We start from the raw sequence: 15,220 nt of genomic DNA, 5'->3' as shown, positions 1-15,220 counted from the left end.
CCAGGTCATCTGCGGTTGCTGAGAGGCTTTGTTGTCCAGCACAATCTGACGCAATCGCTGCCGAACTGTAGAGCTGTCGGTCGAAAAATCCCGTGTTTTCAAATTAGCAAGACTGTCCGATTTCCAAAAAGTCAGGGCGGCGTCATTTCCCCACCACATCGCATATCTGTCCAGATCGAAGATCCAGACGGGAGCTGACAATCTGCGCAATGCTGCAACATAGGAAATATCGGGTATGTTCAATTTTGCCATCGAGCCACCGGTAACCTACCCATTCTGTCTGGAGTAGCGAAAAGCAACCCTCTCATACTCAATGCAACAAAAGAACCCCTTTGTTCTTTGGCCTTCTATAGTTGCATATTGAACAGACTAATTCTTTCCGTAAGTAAGGCAACGATTTGAGCTGTGCCGAAGTAGTTATTTCAGCACCGCGAGCGCTCCACGCCTCTAGTTTCCGCGGCACGTCTTATTCTTGCGTCCCTATGCGGCGATACTTTGACTAGGCGAACAATCAGCAATCAATGGTGTTTTGGCGTTCCCAATCGGTCAAATGATGTGTGAACTGGTTCCATTCACGCAAGCGTAGTTTGACATAGGCTTGCAAGAATTCCTCACCCATGGCTTGGCCCAGCGCCTTATCCTTTTTCAATTCGCGAATAGCGTCGAGCATGTTCAAGGGAAGTTTTTTCGCGCCCCTGACCTTATGCCCTTCGGTGTACATGTCAATGTCGAGCCGCTTTCCCGGATCAAGCTGGCGCTCTACCCCGTCCAGCCCTGCTGCCAGTAAAACGGCTTGCAAAAGATAAGGGTTAGCGGCCCCATCCGCCAAACGAAATTCCAGACGGCCCCCGTCGGGAATGCGAACCATATGCGTGCGGTTGTTGCCACCGTAGGTCACCGATGAAGGCGACCATGTGGCCCCTGACAGCGTCGCTGGAGCATTGATGCGTTTGTAACTGTTCACGGTGGGATTTGTGATGGCGCACATGGCAGCGCCATGTGTCATCAACCCCCCCAAAAAGTGATAGGCGGTTTGCGACAAACCCATTTCGTCTTCATCGCTGGCAAAGACACAGGTTTTGCCATCTGTGGTCCAAACCGAATGATGCACATGACAGCCATTGCCTGTCAGGTTTGAGAAAGGTTTTGGCATGAAAGTGGCGCGCAGCCCGTGTTTTTCGGCGACGGCCTTGACCATGAACTTGAAAAACGCATGCTGGTCTGCCGTTTGGAGACAATCACCAAAGTCCCAGTTGATCTCGAACTGGCCATTGGCGTCCTCATGGTCGTTTTGATACGGTTTCCAACCGATGGTGATCATTGCTGCGCATATCTCGGAAATCACATCGTAGCGACGCATCAGCGCGCTTTGGTCATAGCAAGGTTTTTCCTGGGTATCCCTGTCATCTGATATCGCATCCCCTTCGTCCGAGATCAGATGAAATTCCGGCTCGACGCCCGACATCATTTTGAAACCAAGACTTTCCGCACGGGCAATGAGAGTCTTCAGAACGTTACGCGGTGCTTGCGCGACCGGGGCGCCGTCCATCCAGGGATCTCCTGCGATCCAAGCAACTTCAGGTTTCCAAGGCAGTTGAATGACCGACTCTGCATCAGGCATGACAAACATATCAGGATGCGCTGGCGTCATATCCAACCAACTGGCAAAGCCAGCAAATCCAGCGCCAGACTTTTGCATGTCGCCGACCGCTTCTGCCGGAACCAGCTTTGCACGCTGCACCCCAAAAAGATCTGTGAAGTTGAAAAGAAAAAAGCGAACGCCCTTGTCAGCTGCAAATTTTGCAAGGTCAGTGGCCATTTGAATTCTCCATTTATCTATTGTCTGTCGTCTGAACCGGGAATCCAGCTGGTTCCGGCAAGCGGCACGCCCGCCATCGCGGCGGCTTCGATGGTCAAAGCGCAGAGGTCTTCCGGTTCAAGGTTGTGCACATGGCTTTTACCGCAGGCGCGCGCGATGGTTTGCGCTTCCAGCGTCATGACTTTGAGGTAATTTGCCAATTGTCGCCCCGCCACCACTGGATCAAGGCGTGCCGCCAATTCCGGGTCTTGCGTCGTTATGCCCGCCGGGTCGCGCCCTTCATGCCAGTCGTCATAAGCGCCTGCCGTTGTGCCCAGCTTCTGATACTCTTCTTCGTAAACCGGATCGTTGTCGCCCATTGCAATCAATGCCGCCGTGCCGATGGATACGGCGTCCGCCCCTAGAGCAAGCGCTTTTGCCACATCAGCGCCGGTTCTGATCCCTCCGGACAGAACCAGTTGTACCTTGCGGTGCACGTCCATATCTTCCAGAGCCCGAACAGCGGGACGAATACAGGCTAAGGTCGGTTGTCCGACGTGTTCGATAAAAACATCCTGTGTTGCCGCCGTGCCTCCCTGCATTCCGTCTAGCACCACCACATCTGCACCCGCCTTGATTGCAAGGGTCGTGTCAAAATAGGGACGCGCACCGCCAATCTTGACGTATATCGGTACTTTCCAACCAGTAATCTCACGCAATTCCAATATCTTGATTTCAAGATCATCCGGCCCGGTCCAGTCGGGATGCCTGCAGGCCGACCGTTGATCGATACCCTTTGGCAAGGTGCGCATCTGCGCCACCCGGTCAGATATCTTCTGCCCCAAAAGCATACCTCCACCGCCGGGCTTTGCGCCTTGGCCCACGACGATCTCAATGGCATCTGCCTTACGCAGGTCATCCGGGTTCATACCATAGCGCGACGGCAGGTATTGATAGACTAACTTCTTGGAATGGCCACGCTCTTCCGGGGTCATGCCTCCATCGCCGGTTGTCGTGGAGGTGCCCGCGGCATTAGCCCCTCGTCCCAATGCCTCTTTGGCTTGACCGGATAGCGACCCAAAACTCATCCCGGCCACGGTGGTGGGGATGTCCAATTCAATCGGGTTTTCGGCGTACCGATCGCCCAGTGTCACATGAGTATCGCAGCGCTCACGATAGCCCTCCAGCGGGTAGCGCGACATTGACGCGCCTAAAAACAGCAAATCATCAAAATGCGGCACCTTGCGCTTGGCTCCGCCACCTCGGATGTCGTAAATGCCGGTCGCTGCGGCACGTCGAATATAGGATGTTGTGTAATCGTCAAAGGTCGCCGATTTGACCGGATGGGTAGGGGGCGTTTTGTCCATCAATACGCTCCCGCGTTGTCAACATCGAAATTGTAAAGCTTCCGAGCGGACCCGTAGCGCCGAAAGTCCTGCGGGTTGGCATCTGCCTCGGCCTCTTGCAGTAAACGGGCGAGCGTTTCCACATGCTCGGGACGCATCTCCTTCTCCACACAGTCGGCGCCGAGTGATTTGACCGACCCGCGCACAAAAATCTGCGCTTCGTAAAGGCTGTCTCCCAGGGCGTCTCCGGCATCTCCCAGAACAACCAGAGTTCCAGCCTGTGCCATAAACGCACTCATGTGCCCGATCCTGCCGTGTACAACTATATCGATGCCTTTCATGGATATGCCGCAACGGCTCGAGGCGTCGCCCTTGATCACCAGCAATCCACCGTGAGCCGTGGCGCCAGCATATTGACTGGCATTCCCTTCGATCACAACCTTGCCTGACATCATGTTTTCAGCGACGCCAGGACCAACCGATCCCGCAACCCGAACCGTTGCCTGCTGGTTCATACCTGCGCAATAGTACCCGGTGGAGCCCCGCACCGTGACCTCGATCGGCGCATCCAGACCGACAGCAATCGCATGACTGCCGCGCGGATTTGTGATCTCAAACGAGGTGTTTGCGCCCGCGCCCTGCGCTTGAAGGGTGGCATTGACCGCACGCAACTCCATGGCGGTCAGATCAAGCGTTTGCATGGTCAATGTTCCCAGAAATAGACAGTTGCAGGCTCAGGCTCCCAAACCCGGGCTTGTTCGATACCCGGCAAATTCACCAGGGCCCGATATTCGGATCCAAAAGCCACGTATTGCTCAGTTTCAGCCAGCACCGCCGGTTTGCAGGCAATCGGATCCCGCAAAACACCAAAACCGTTCTTCGTCCCGACAACAAAGGTATAAAACCCATCGAGATCGGCGATGCCCGCCTCCAAAGCTTCGCCCAGGTTTGCGCCTTCGCGCATCTTCCATGTCAGGTATGCTGCGGCTACTTCTGAATCGTTTTCGGTCTCAACATGAACACCTTGTTTGCGCAGTGTTTTGCGCAATGCGTTGTGGTTCGACAAGGATCCATTGTGCACCAGACATTGATCTGTGCCTGTTGAGAAAGGATGCGCGCCCAAAGTCGTAACAGCACTTTCGGTCGCCATCCGCGTGTGTCCAATCCCATGACTGCCACTCAAGGCCGGGATATTGAACCTTTCGGCCACCGATTGCGGTAGTCCGACTTCCTTGTAGATCTCAATCGCCTCACCTGTCGACAGGATACGCACGCCTTCGGTGGCGCGAATATGGGCGCATACCGCCTCGGTTTGTTCCGCCGTACATGTCACAATCGCGTGTGTATCTTTTTGCACAATGTCAACATGCAACGCGTCTGAAAGTAGCGGAAAAGACGTGTCAGGATCAGGTGCTTGTATGGTGATTTTGACACCGCCATCACCGCCACGGTACACAGCGATACCGGCACTATCAGGGCCCCTGTCAGTCATTGTGACCAACATATCCGTCAGCATTTCCCCCAGCGCGTTTTCCAGCACTTCATCTTTAAGAAACAAGCCAACTATCCCGCACATTGCATCACCTCATCCAACCGTGGAGATGCTATTCAACAATTTTGACTTTGTGCAGCCTAAGTTTACCCAAAAGAATATTTTTTTCTTATTAGTAAGAAATTTCTCGTCAATTTTCCTCGGGGTAACAAATGATGGACAAATATTGCGCAGGTAATTGAACCATTTTTTCTGGGCCATGCGGCGCGTCCGCATCAAAGATCAGACTGTCTCCCGGCTCAAGCAGGTATTTGGTGCGCCCATGCCGGTATTCCAACCGGCCTTGCAACATATAGAGAAATTCTGTCCCGTTGTGTTGGAACGTCGGGAAAACATCAGATGCTTCGGTCAAATGGATCAGATAAGGCTCCACTGAAACGCCGGACGCGCCTGCGATATTGCCCAGTAGGCTGTACTGATGCCCGGATCGCGTGCCAGCCCGGTCGGCTTCGACCCCTGTTCCCGATTTCACATGCATCGCTTCTCGGGTTTCCTCGAAGCCCTTGAACAGCGACGTTACAGGTACGCTCAAGGCTTGCGACAAGGCCTGGAGCGTGTGCAAGGACGGGGCAGTTTGACCATTCTCGATTTTCGAGAGCATCCCATTGGAAATCCCCGCTTCGGCTGCCAGTTGTGAGATGTTCAGCCCCTTCTGACGCCGCAGGTTCCGCGTTTGCCGACCGACCGCAGTCAACAAGTCTCGATCGCTGAATTCGGCCGTTTTATGGGGGTCTTGCTGAAATTGGTCGGGCATTGCGTGAGCGTGGCACATGCGATTGAAGCTCTCAACAACAAAGGCTGTGACAGGTCACCGGCGTTCATGGCCTTGGTCAACATATGATACGTCATTTTTGGTCAATCGCACCACCAATCCGCGCAATACTCCCGCTTGGTTCAGGTCGATACGGTGCAGCGGAATAGAGCCAATTCGGATCATGGTTCTTGCATTCCCATATGGCTGTTTCGCTGGAGCAATCCAGATGCAAGATGTTTTATACCTTTACGCTCGGCTCACCAAAATTGTGGTCAAATGCGCCTTTGGCAGCTGGACACTGCGGCATTTTGCTCACATGCGGGAAAAGCCTACAAGATGGTCGAAAGGTTGGTAAACTTGCAAAAGCAAGATCATCGCTTTTTTCTATGGCAACACGTCCCTGTTCGTTACAGCGGGTAAAACAATTTGGGCGGGAGCCGAGATGTTCATAACAAGACGACAATTTGGCTTTTCACTCCTCGCCTCAAGTTTGACCGCTTGCAGCACAACCGGATCATCAAATTCGACCAGCCGTAAACCCAGAACGGAACTGCCCTCAAATCTGCGACCTGTTGCAAACTCGGGATACGCTGGCTGGGTGGCCTCATTCCGGTCCCGCGCTTTGGCACAAGGCATCACAGAGGCGACTTTGAACGAAGGTTTCGCCGGAACAGGCTACCTGCCGGGTGTAGTCAAACGGGACCGGAATCAAACAGAATTCAAACGCAGTTTGGAGGACTACCTCGCAATTGCCGTATCCGATGAGCGCGTTAGCAAAGGTCGGGCTGCCTACTCAAGGCATGGCACAACCTTGAAAGCGCTAGAAAACACATATGGCGTTGACGCAACGATCATTACAGCAATCTGGGGCCTGGAAAGTTTTTATGGCGACCGTCGCGGCAACGTGCCTGTCATATCCGCGACCTCGACCTTGGCTTATGACGGACGCCGTGGAGCCTTTTTTGAAAAGCAACTGATCTCCGCTCTGAAAATCCTCCAAAGCGGTGATACAACAGCCGATCGTCTGGTCGGCAGCTGGGCGGGTGCCATGGGTCACACTCAGTTTATTCCGACTTCTTATCAAGCGTTTGCCGTCGATTTCACGGGCGATGGAAAGCGGGATATCTGGTCGGATGATCCCAGTGACGCGCTTGCCTCTGCGGCCGCCTATCTTGCGCGCAATGGCTGGACGCGCGGGTTAAGTTGGGGCCGCGAAGTGGCACCCAATACGACCAACGGATCCATTCTTCAGCCCCAACCCGGCGGGCCGCGTTTTTCCGTGACAAGCAATTTTCGGGTAATCAAGCGCTACAACAATTCTGATGCATATGCCATTGGTGTAGGTCATCTTGCTGACCGGATCGGGGGCGCGGGCCCGCTGGTTTCCACGTTTCCACCGGATGAAAACGGAATGACCAAAGCCGATCGCCAGGCCCTTCAAGAGGCTCTGACAGCCCGAGGTTTTGATACCCAGGGCAGCGACGGCGTAATCGGACCGAACACGCGCAAAGCGATCAGCGCGTTTCAGACCAGCCGCGGTCTACCCGCTACGGGTGAGCCTTCGTTGTCGTTGTTGCGGCAATTGCAGTAACTATTTTTGCCTGGACATTTATTCGGTAGCAGGGAAATTGAGTTATTTTGCCTGCCGCATTTCTGCGTTCCTGCGGCTGTCGCGCACCAGTGAGAACGAGTAAAGACACAGGGCCAGCCAGATCAAAGGAAACGCAATCATACGCGCCTTTCCAAACGGTTCCCCGAATACGAAAACCGCGACCAAAAATATCATGGTTGGCGCGATGTATTGAAGCATCCCGATCGTGGAAAGGCGCAGCAGTTTCGCGCCATTTGCATAGAGCAACAAGGGAACCGCAGTCACAACGCCGCAGCCAAGAAGTAACCAGGTATCTATGGGCGAGCCCGCAAGGAAATGCCCTTTTCCCAAGTAACTCAAATACAAGACATAGCCGAAAGCGGGTGGGGCCAGAAGAAGAACCTCCAGAAGAAAGCCCTGATTGGGACCAACAGGCAAGGATTTCTTGAAGTATGCGTATAGCCCCCAGGTCAGCGTCAATCCAACGGCGACAATGGGTAATCGACCCGTCTCAACGGTTAGGATCACAACGGCCGCGCCCGCAAGAAGAATGGCCAGTCATTTGATGCCATCTAGTTTTTCACCCAACAGGGCAGCACCCAGAAAGACGCTGAAGATAGGGTTGATGTAATAGCCCAAGGCGGCATCCAGAGCGTTCCCGGACACAATTGCCCAGATGTAGATGGTCCAGTTCGTTGAAATCAACGCCGCCGTAATGAGTGCCATCCCCAGAGTTTTGGGGGACCGCAACGCCGATTTGATGTCATCGGTGCGACGCAACACAACCAAAACGGTGGCCGCAATCGGAATGGACCACAAAATGCGATGCGCCATTACTTCTACCGGTGCGACATGCGAGAGCGCCTTCATGTAAATCGGCAGAAATCCCCAGAGAAAATAAGCGCCTATTGCGAAACCAAAACCACGCGCGCTGTCAGTATCCGCAACTTTCACTCGAAAACCCCGTGCCTATCGCCTACACGCCTCATGGCGTACAGGCTGATAATCACGGAAGCCACCAGATCGCAATCCGTCCTGCGACCACTAGGGAAGCCGACGCCGAGATCAGGCCTTGAGGATCGGGTGCAGCACAACTCTCGATTGCATCGGAACACGGTCGTATAAGTCAATCATTTGATCATTGACCAACCGGGCACATCCGTTGGATACGCGCCTGCCAATAGTCTGAGGCTCATTTGTGCCATGAACCCGCAAAAAGGTGTCGCCGCGTCCCGGTTGAAAAAGATACAGGCCACGCGACCCAAGCGGATTGTTCAACCCGCCAGGCAGCCCATCTTTGTACTTTTCGTAGCTTTCGGGGTCGCGCTCGATCATTTCGGGGGTCGGGGTCCAACTTGGCCACTCTTTTTTGGCGCCCACATAGAACTCACCGGCTTCGTAAAGCGCCGTACGGCCAATGCCCACGGAATATCGGATCGCTTTTTTCTTGGGCAACGTCCAATAGAGGGCGTATTGGCCCGGATCCACATGGATTTCATACGGAGCGAAATCATTTTTGATCCGCACTTCCCGCGGCAAGAACTCTTCTGGCATGTTGTAATCCGGGAGTTGCCTCGGAATAGCAGCCCCTGCATCCTTCGCATCAAACAACACCACACCGCACCCGGCACCAATCAAAAACTCACGACGTTTCACCCAACTCACTCCAATTTAACATCGCAGCGTGACACGCTGCTTTTGAACCACAATTCAGCGCGTATCCACCACCATTGGATTGGCAAAAAAAATGTTCACCTGCGCCCGTGAGCACAGAGATAACCAAAATCTTGTCAATGAAGTGTGAAGCGATGGCCTATCAGACGGCGACGAAAGTCCCGGAAATTAAGACAATTTGGAAAGGTTCTCAGAGCAAAGTTCGTGCTTGGGTGATCGGTGCAGCGTACTGATCGTTTTATCCCATTGGTTTATCAGAAAAAACGCCGCGCTTGGGGGTTCAGTAGTCTAAGCAAGACCATGGCCTCGATCAAAACGTGGTCGGGGTGGTCATCTCGCACACCCCGACGCTCAAATTTAGTTTAAGGCAACAAGACTTTATCGATGACGTGAATAACACCGTTGGAGGCTTCGACATCTGCGCTGATCACATTGGCGTTTTCAACTTTGACACCGTCGCGTCCATCCACATCAACTTCTTTGCCGTTGACGGTCGCAACACTTAGCTCTTTTCCGGCGATATCTGCTGCCATCACTTTGCCCGGAAGGACGTGGTAGGTCAGGATTGCGGTCAACTGGTCTTTGTTTTCAGGTTCCAAAAGAGTTTCAACTGTTCCTTCCGGTAGGGCCGCAAATGCTTCGTCTGTCGGCGCAAACACCGTGAAAGGACCGTCGCCTTTCAGCGTATCGACCAAATCAGCCGCGCTCACAGCTGCGACGAGCGTGTTGAAAGAGCCTGCGGATTGCGCAACCTCAACGATATCGGGGTCTTTAGGTGCAAGTGTAGCGCAACCTGAGACGGCAAGTGCGATGGCGACAACAGATGCCTTGAATACTGAGCGGAACTTCATGGGATGGGTCCTCCTTGGGTCATTAAGTGTGCTTTGTGCACACGATCGTGACTGTGGAAATGTGGCAAAATCATCAAATGGCAACATTCTTGTGGAATTTTTTCACACTCGCCATAAAGTTAGGCGAATGATCGCGCGTGACCCCTTTTCCAAATCCGGTCTTTTTGACCGTTCACTGAGGCGTATTCTCAGACCGCTTGTTCGCGCCCTCATCGCTCAGGGCGTGACAGCGCCTGCGCTCTACAATATCGTCAAACAGACCTATGTGGACGTCGCATCGCACCAACTTGGCGACGCTGCCACAGACAGCAGGATCAACGTGATGACCGGCGTGCACCGCCGAGATGTGAAAGAGTTCCGCAATCGCGACCCGTCCGAAGACACAGGCGTCAGCAGCAAAGTATCAATTCTTTCTTCGGTGGTCGGACGCTGGTTGTCAGAGCCAACGTACCTGCGCAACGGCGATCCTGCCCCCCTGATGCGATTTGGGACCGAGCCGCCCAGTTTCGAGACGCTTGTACAGTCTGTCAGCCGCGACATCCGTCCGCGCACTGTTTTGGATGAATTGTTACGGCAAGGGGTTGTAACCCTTGGGAAAGATCATGTGAAACTTGTGCTCGATGGGTTGGTTGGCGCCGCAGATACGGATCAAAAACTGCATTTCTTTGCGCAAAACCTTGGCGACCACATGCAGGCTTCGGTAGACAATCTGCTCTCTGAGACGTCTCCGCACATGGAAAGAGCGGTTTACTACAACAGCCTATCGGCGCAATCCATAACCGACATCGAAAAAGAGGCCCGAAAACTGGGAAATGACACTCTGCGAAAGATAAATTCGCTTGCCGTCCGACGTCAGTCTCAAGACGTTGAACAGGGATCTGGCGCTCATCGATTCCGGTTTGGCCTCTTTTTTTACAAAGAAGACGAAGACGCGAAAGAACAAGGAACAATGCCCGATGACGACCAGTAAACTGTCGCGCCGTACTGCTTTGGCAGCTGGTCTTTCAACTGCGATGTTCCCGAATGCTCTGTGGGCGCAAGCATCCACAAGAGAGGTTGAAGGCGGCATCGGCGGTACTGGTATTGTCGGTGTGATCACAGATTTCGATCGTCTGGTCGTGAGCGGCAATCAACTCGGCGTAGACGCCAATACGCGCCTGTCGGACGGTTTTGGCGAGGTCGATAGGACGTCTCTGCGTCTTGGTGATAGTCTCACTATCGAGGCTGCCGGGCCGCCTGACGCTCTTCTGGCACGCCGTATACATGTGACGCACCCGCTGGTCGGAGCCATCGGCGCGATCTTGGCTGGTGGATCACGATTGACAGTCAACGGCGTCGAAGTAGTGCTACCGGACCCAGAACCGACCCTGGCGATTGGCAAACGGGTGGCGGTTGCAGGTCTCTGGCAGGGAGCATTCGTCATTGCCAGCCGGGTTTCACAGGCCCAATCGGACAGGGACTTGATCTCAGGTGACGTGCGCCGATCATTTGGCAGAGTTCAACTGGGGCCCATCGCCATGCGCGGGCGCGGCATCACAGGCCTACCCAACGGATCCTTCGCCACCGCATCGGGCCAATACGACCCTGAGCGCCAACTGTTCCGGGTAGAAGCGTTGACACCCAACCGTTTCACCGAGGCAGCTGGCTCCTTGGGTCGCTTGTCAATTGAAGGCTATCTGGAACCTACGCCAACTGCGCCAGGATATCGCGTGTCGGGATTGGGCCACAGCTTTGCCCGCAACCTGCAACTTTCCCGATACAAAGATGTACGCGTTCTGTTCAACGGCGCTTACACCGGCAAATTTGCAGCTAACCGCGCCCTGGTTTTGCCGGACAATGTCCAGGCGCGCCGATCGCTTCTGGCTTCCTTCAGCCGAACGGCTGGGTAACAATCTGGGCAGAATGGTCTTTGTCCTCATATCCTAATCGCCTGGAATAACCCACTGATCTGAAATTTAAGATTCGCTGTTTTGATAAGAACTCGGATCCTAAAACACGAAGAAGATTGGCAGTCATCAATCCTTCGTTGTGATCCAAGACGAGACGGCAAAGCGGATACCATGTAGGTCAAATCACAAGTCGATTATTATTTGTGCATGTGTTCAATTATTAGTCATATCTGGTCCAAGTGGCAGTAATTCAAGCAGGTTTGAAATGCGCCCTCTGGAAAATTGCCGGGTCTTGCGTCGAAGTGGCGATGCCTCTTGGGGCAAGAACGCCGCGCGGCGGGCCATCCTGACAGATATTTCCCGCCTCGCGACCACAACATCACTGCTGCGGTTCCTGACTATAACGGTTGGGCCGTTGAGGGAAGCGCTGCCGGCGGCTCCTGACCGATCCGCAGCGACAACAGGGACTAGATATTTATGGCTAACAAGCTGAAACTTACCGCACTGACTGCCGCAGCCCTAATGGGCACTTCTGCGATGGCTTTGGCGGAATGCGAAGCACCGATCAAGGTCGGTGTACTGCATTCGCTTTCTGGAACGATGGCGATCTCGGAAACAACTCTCAAAGACACAATGCTGATGCTCATTGAAAAACAAAATGCCGCCGGTGGTGTTTTGGGCTGTGAGATAGAAGCAGTTGTGGTCGACCCTGCTTCTGATTGGCCGCTGTTTGCCGAAAAAGCACGCGAACTTCTGACTGTTCATGAAGTGGATGTCATCTTTGGAAACTGGACGAGCGTCAGCCGCAAATCAGTACTTCCAGTCATCGAAGAATTGAACGGCTTGCTTTTCTACCCAGTTCAATATGAGGGCGAAGAAAGCTCCAAAAACGTATTTTACACAGGTGCCGCGCCCAACCAGCAGGCGATCCCTGCGGTGGACTATTTCCTTGAAGAACTGGGCGTCGAAAAATTTGCGCTGTTGGGCACGGATTACGTGTACCCGCGCACCACAAACAATATCCTTGAGCAGTACCTCAAAGACAACGGCATCGCAGAAGGCGATATTTTCGTCAACTACACACCGTTTGGGCATTCTGACTGGGCAACAATTGTTGCCGATGTTGTCGCTCTGGGCGAAGACGGCAAGCAGGTCGGCGTTATTTCCACAATCAACGGAGACGCCAACATCGGTTTCTACAAAGAGCTGGCTGCCGCAGGCGTTTCGGCTGATGACATCCCAGTGGTTGCCTTCTCGGTCGGCGAAGAGGAACTGTCAGGTTTGGACACGTCCAACCTGGTCGGTCACCTTGCAGCCTGGAACTACTTCCAATCGGCTGAAACAGACGTCAATGCAGAGTTCATTTCCGCCTGGAAGGAATTTGCCGGCGAAGAGCGCGTGACCAACGATCCGATGGAAGCGCATTACATCGGCTTCAACATGTGGGTCAACGCCGCAACTGAAGCGGGTACAACTGATGTCGATGCGGTTCGCTCGGCAATGTATGGTCAGGAATTCCCAAATCTGACAGGCGGCACGGCCGTTATGTTGCCAAACCACCATCTGGCCAAACCGGTTCTGATTGGCGAGATCACTGCAGACGGTCAATTTGACATCATCTCTCAGACCAAAGAAGTGCCGGGCGATGCATGGACCGACTTCTTGCCAGCGTCCAAAGTCCTGACTTCGGACTGGAAAGATCTGGGCTGCGGGATGTACAACACAGAAACAAAAACCTGCGTTCAGTTGACTTCTAACTACTGATCGCAATCTGCGGGGCCGTCTGGTTGCTGACGGCCCCGCAAACGACCAAAACCCCACCGAAAGCCCTGATTTATGCGCCGCCTCTTCCTCGCCATTGCCTTGTGTTTTGGCAGCGCCCTTTCCGCCCCCGCGCAGGAGATGCAGCAGATCCTGCAGATCCACGCCGATGAGGTCTCTAAGCCATCACGTAAAAGCGTTGGCGCGTTGCTCGAAGACCTAAGCGCTTCGGGTTTACCGCAAGTCACCGAATTTCTAGAAGAATGGGCGGCACGCAATGTCTGGAAACGCGACGACGGCGTTTTCTTCATTGCCACGGCGCAGGGCGATGAACTCTCACTCAGGGACATCGACACAGGTGATCAGACCACTGCCGCGAAATCCGGTTTCACCAACCTAAAACCCAATGGCGGCGTACGCCGCGTCATAGGTACCGCATTGGTGCAGTTTCAACTCGAAGATCCTGATCTGAACCGCCGCGAAACTGCCGTCGTCTCCATCGCCCGGCGCCCTGATGCATCGCAGCTTGCGCCGCTGCTCGCGTCAATCGACGGCGAACCAGATGCCGCCCTCAAAGCCCGCAAAACCCAACTTGCCAATTTTCTGACAGCGCGTTTTGGCGAAACACCCGAAGCGCGCATTGCGGCCATAGAAAGCCTATCTGAGGATACCAGCGTTGAAGCGCGCAGCGTTTTGAACCAGATATTGACCGCCACGCCCGGCGTCGCCACCACCACACCGGAAGGAAACATTGCCCGCATACTTGACCCAGGCCAAGCACCGGATGCTTTTTATGACCTATTGGTCGAAGCGCAGTTAGCTCCCCAACTCACGCCGCCCTCTGTCATTCGTGCCGCTTTAGAGGACAACATCCAGGATGGTCTGGTGGGCGGCATCCCTTTGGTGCAACTCTCAAGTAATGCATCCCGCGAGAGGGCTTATGCGCAATTGTCGAGCGATGGCATTGTCCCGCCGCTGGTCACTGCGGCGACGCGGGACACGGCATTGTCACTGCATGTATTTTACGAGCTCTACGCAGAAGACGACCCCACGATTACCGACGCGGCGCAAACCGCTCTTGCCTCTGTCGAACAGCGCGTCGGCGTGGCACAAACCGTTGATTTGGCATTGGATGGGCTGTCACTTGCGTCGATCTACTTTCTGGCTGCCATCGGACTGGCCATAACGTTCGGCGTAATGGGCGTCATTAACATGGCGCATGGCGAGTTTATCATGATGGGTGCTTACACCGGTTATGTGGTGCAACTCTTCATCCCGGATTACACCATATCCATCCTTGTCGCCCTGCCGTTGGCTTTCGCTGTCACATTTGGCGCCGGTGTTGCAATGGAACGGCTGGTGATCCGCCATCTCTACCACCGCCCGCTGGAAACTCTGCTGGCAACCTTTGGAATTTCAGTGGCCCTTCAACAACTGGCAAAAAACATTTTCGGCACACAAGCGCGGCCACTGACCTCACCGGATTGGTTGGATGGCGCTTGGGTTTTCTCCGATGTGATCCAGGTCAGCTACATCAGGATCGCCATCTTTGTCCTGGCGTTAATTTTCCTGACGCTGATTGTCTTTGTGCTGAAGCGCACGCGGCTGGGCCTTGAAGTACGCGCTGTGACGCAGAACCCTGGTATGGCAGCATCCATGGGGATCAACCCAGACCGCATCAACATGCTGACCTTCGGGCTCGGCTCAGGCATCGCCGGCATCGCCGGTGTTGCAATCGGGCTCTATGCGAAGGTCACGTCAGAGATGGGCTCGGAATACATCGTTCAGAGTTTCATGACCGTGGTGGTGGGCGGCGTCGGCAATGTCTGGGGCACTCTTGCGGGCGCTTCGATGATCGGCTTTTTACAGAAAGGCATCGAATGGTTGAACCCGTCCAATACGCTGGCCGCACAGACCTATATGATCCTGTTCATCATCCTCTTCATCCAATTCCGTCCCAAAGGCATTGTTGCGCCCAAGGGTCGGGCGGCGGCGGACTGATCC

Annotated in this window: 12 protein-coding genes and 2 pseudogenes; 5 read left to right on the top strand and 9 right to left on the bottom strand. The window is 54.2% G+C overall.

Going from position 1 to position 15,220, the window contains the following annotated elements:
* The 6 genes and pseudogenes from AB8B75_RS11975 to AB8B75_RS11950 all read right to left on the bottom strand — a co-directional run.
* Positions 1–252: pseudogene (locus AB8B75_RS11975) on the bottom strand (hypothetical protein); the annotation flags it as partial.
* A gap of 259 nt (positions 253–511) precedes the next feature.
* On the bottom strand, positions 512–1,819 hold the full coding sequence (gene glnT / locus AB8B75_RS11970) for a type III glutamate--ammonia ligase (protein ID WP_405362520.1): 1,308 nt from the start codon (positions 1,817–1,819) through the stop codon (positions 512–514).
* Between the two features lie 17 nt (positions 1,820–1,836).
* Positions 1,837–3,165: an FMN-binding glutamate synthase family protein gene (locus AB8B75_RS11965; RefSeq protein ID WP_405362519.1), complete on the bottom strand. Its 1,329-nt coding sequence runs from the start codon at positions 3,163–3,165 to the stop codon at positions 1,837–1,839.
* Entirely contained in the window at positions 3,165–3,845 is a 681-nt protein-coding gene (locus AB8B75_RS11960; RefSeq protein ID WP_405362518.1) for a protein GlxC, read from the bottom strand. The genes AB8B75_RS11965 and AB8B75_RS11960 overlap by 1 nt, the downstream gene beginning before the upstream one ends.
* Positions 3,846–3,847: 2 nt before the next feature.
* On the bottom strand, positions 3,848–4,720 hold the full coding sequence (locus AB8B75_RS11955; RefSeq protein WP_405362516.1) for a glutamine amidotransferase family protein: 873 nt from the start codon (positions 4,718–4,720) through the stop codon (positions 3,848–3,850).
* A 106-nt stretch (positions 4,721–4,826) separates the two neighbouring features.
* The gene (locus AB8B75_RS11950) at positions 4,827–5,450 is read right to left on the bottom strand and encodes a helix-turn-helix domain-containing protein (protein WP_405362514.1); all 624 of its coding nucleotides are present in this window, start codon (positions 5,448–5,450) and stop codon (positions 4,827–4,829) included.
* Between the two features lie 442 nt (positions 5,451–5,892).
* Between AB8B75_RS11950 and AB8B75_RS11945 the strand changes: the two genes are divergently transcribed.
* Positions 5,893–7,041: a lytic murein transglycosylase gene (locus tag AB8B75_RS11945; RefSeq protein WP_405362513.1), complete on the top strand. Its 1,149-nt coding sequence runs from the start codon at positions 5,893–5,895 to the stop codon at positions 7,039–7,041.
* 42 nt (positions 7,042–7,083) lie between these two features.
* On the opposite strand, the pseudogene rarD reads toward AB8B75_RS11945, so the two are convergent.
* From rarD to AB8B75_RS11930, 3 genes and pseudogenes are all read right to left on the bottom strand, one after another.
* Positions 7,084–7,995: pseudogene (rarD, locus tag AB8B75_RS11940) on the bottom strand (EamA family transporter RarD).
* Positions 7,996–8,106: 111 nt separating this feature from the next.
* Positions 8,107–8,697, bottom strand: a complete 591-nt coding sequence (locus tag AB8B75_RS11935) for a L,D-transpeptidase (protein ID WP_405362511.1) — start codon at positions 8,695–8,697, stop codon at positions 8,107–8,109.
* 380 nt (positions 8,698–9,077) lie between these two features.
* Positions 9,078–9,566 carry a fasciclin domain-containing protein gene (locus tag AB8B75_RS11930; RefSeq protein ID WP_405362510.1) on the bottom strand — a complete coding sequence of 163 codons (489 nt, stop codon included), beginning with the start codon at positions 9,564–9,566 and terminating at the stop codon, positions 9,078–9,080.
* Between the two features lie 127 nt (positions 9,567–9,693).
* Between AB8B75_RS11930 and AB8B75_RS11925 the strand changes: the two genes are divergently transcribed.
* From AB8B75_RS11925 to urtB, 4 genes are all read left to right on the top strand, one after another.
* The gene (locus tag AB8B75_RS11925) at positions 9,694–10,536 is read left to right on the top strand and encodes a DUF6502 family protein (RefSeq protein ID WP_405362508.1); all 843 of its coding nucleotides are present in this window, start codon (positions 9,694–9,696) and stop codon (positions 10,534–10,536) included.
* Positions 10,523–11,455 carry a DUF5666 domain-containing protein gene (locus tag AB8B75_RS11920; RefSeq protein ID WP_405362507.1) on the top strand — a complete coding sequence of 311 codons (933 nt, stop codon included), beginning with the start codon at positions 10,523–10,525 and terminating at the stop codon, positions 11,453–11,455. Before AB8B75_RS11925 ends, AB8B75_RS11920 begins: the two co-directional genes overlap by 14 nt.
* A 477-nt stretch (positions 11,456–11,932) precedes the next feature.
* Positions 11,933–13,219, top strand: coding sequence for an urea ABC transporter substrate-binding protein (gene urtA, locus AB8B75_RS11915; RefSeq protein WP_405362505.1), 1,287 nt, complete (start codon positions 11,933–11,935; stop codon positions 13,217–13,219).
* 72 nt (positions 13,220–13,291) lie between these two features.
* Positions 13,292–15,217 carry an urea ABC transporter permease subunit UrtB gene (gene urtB / locus AB8B75_RS11910; RefSeq protein WP_405362504.1) on the top strand — a complete coding sequence of 642 codons (1,926 nt, stop codon included), beginning with the start codon at positions 13,292–13,294 and terminating at the stop codon, positions 15,215–15,217.
* Positions 15,218–15,220 lie beyond the last annotated feature (3 nt).

The sequence above is a fragment of the Roseobacter sp. genome (genome assembly GCF_045106495.1).
Taxonomy (GTDB): Bacteria; Pseudomonadota; Alphaproteobacteria; order Rhodobacterales; family Rhodobacteraceae; genus Roseobacter.
This window is presented reverse-complemented; position numbering and strand designations above follow the sequence as displayed.

Bases quoted from the DNA above. Each gene is read 5' to 3' on its own strand.
- AB8B75_RS11930 (WP_405362510.1), bottom strand. From the start codon at position 9,566: ATGAAGTTCCGCTCAGTATTCAAGGCATCTGTTGTCGCCATCGCACTT.
- AB8B75_RS11945 (WP_405362513.1), top strand. From the start codon at position 5,893: ATGTTCATAACAAGACGACAATTTGGCTTTTCACTCCTCGCCTCAAGT.
- urtB (WP_405362504.1), top strand. From the start codon at position 13,292: ATGCGCCGCCTCTTCCTCGCCATTGCCTTGTGTTTTGGCAGCGCCCTT.
- AB8B75_RS11920 (WP_405362507.1), top strand. From the start codon at position 10,523: ATGACGACCAGTAAACTGTCGCGCCGTACTGCTTTGGCAGCTGGTCTT.
- AB8B75_RS11925 (WP_405362508.1), top strand. From the start codon at position 9,694: ATGATCGCGCGTGACCCCTTTTCCAAATCCGGTCTTTTTGACCGTTCA.
- AB8B75_RS11950 (WP_405362514.1), bottom strand. From the start codon at position 5,450: ATGCCCGACCAATTTCAGCAAGACCCCCATAAAACGGCCGAATTCAGC.
- AB8B75_RS11955 (WP_405362516.1), bottom strand. From the start codon at position 4,720: ATGTGCGGGATAGTTGGCTTGTTTCTTAAAGATGAAGTGCTGGAAAAC.
- AB8B75_RS11965 (WP_405362519.1), bottom strand. From the start codon at position 3,165: ATGGACAAAACGCCCCCTACCCATCCGGTCAAATCGGCGACCTTTGAC.
- urtA (WP_405362505.1), top strand. From the start codon at position 11,933: ATGGCTAACAAGCTGAAACTTACCGCACTGACTGCCGCAGCCCTAATG.
- AB8B75_RS11960 (WP_405362518.1), bottom strand. From the start codon at position 3,845: ATGCAAACGCTTGATCTGACCGCCATGGAGTTGCGTGCGGTCAATGCC.
- glnT (WP_405362520.1), bottom strand. From the start codon at position 1,819: ATGGCCACTGACCTTGCAAAATTTGCAGCTGACAAGGGCGTTCGCTTT.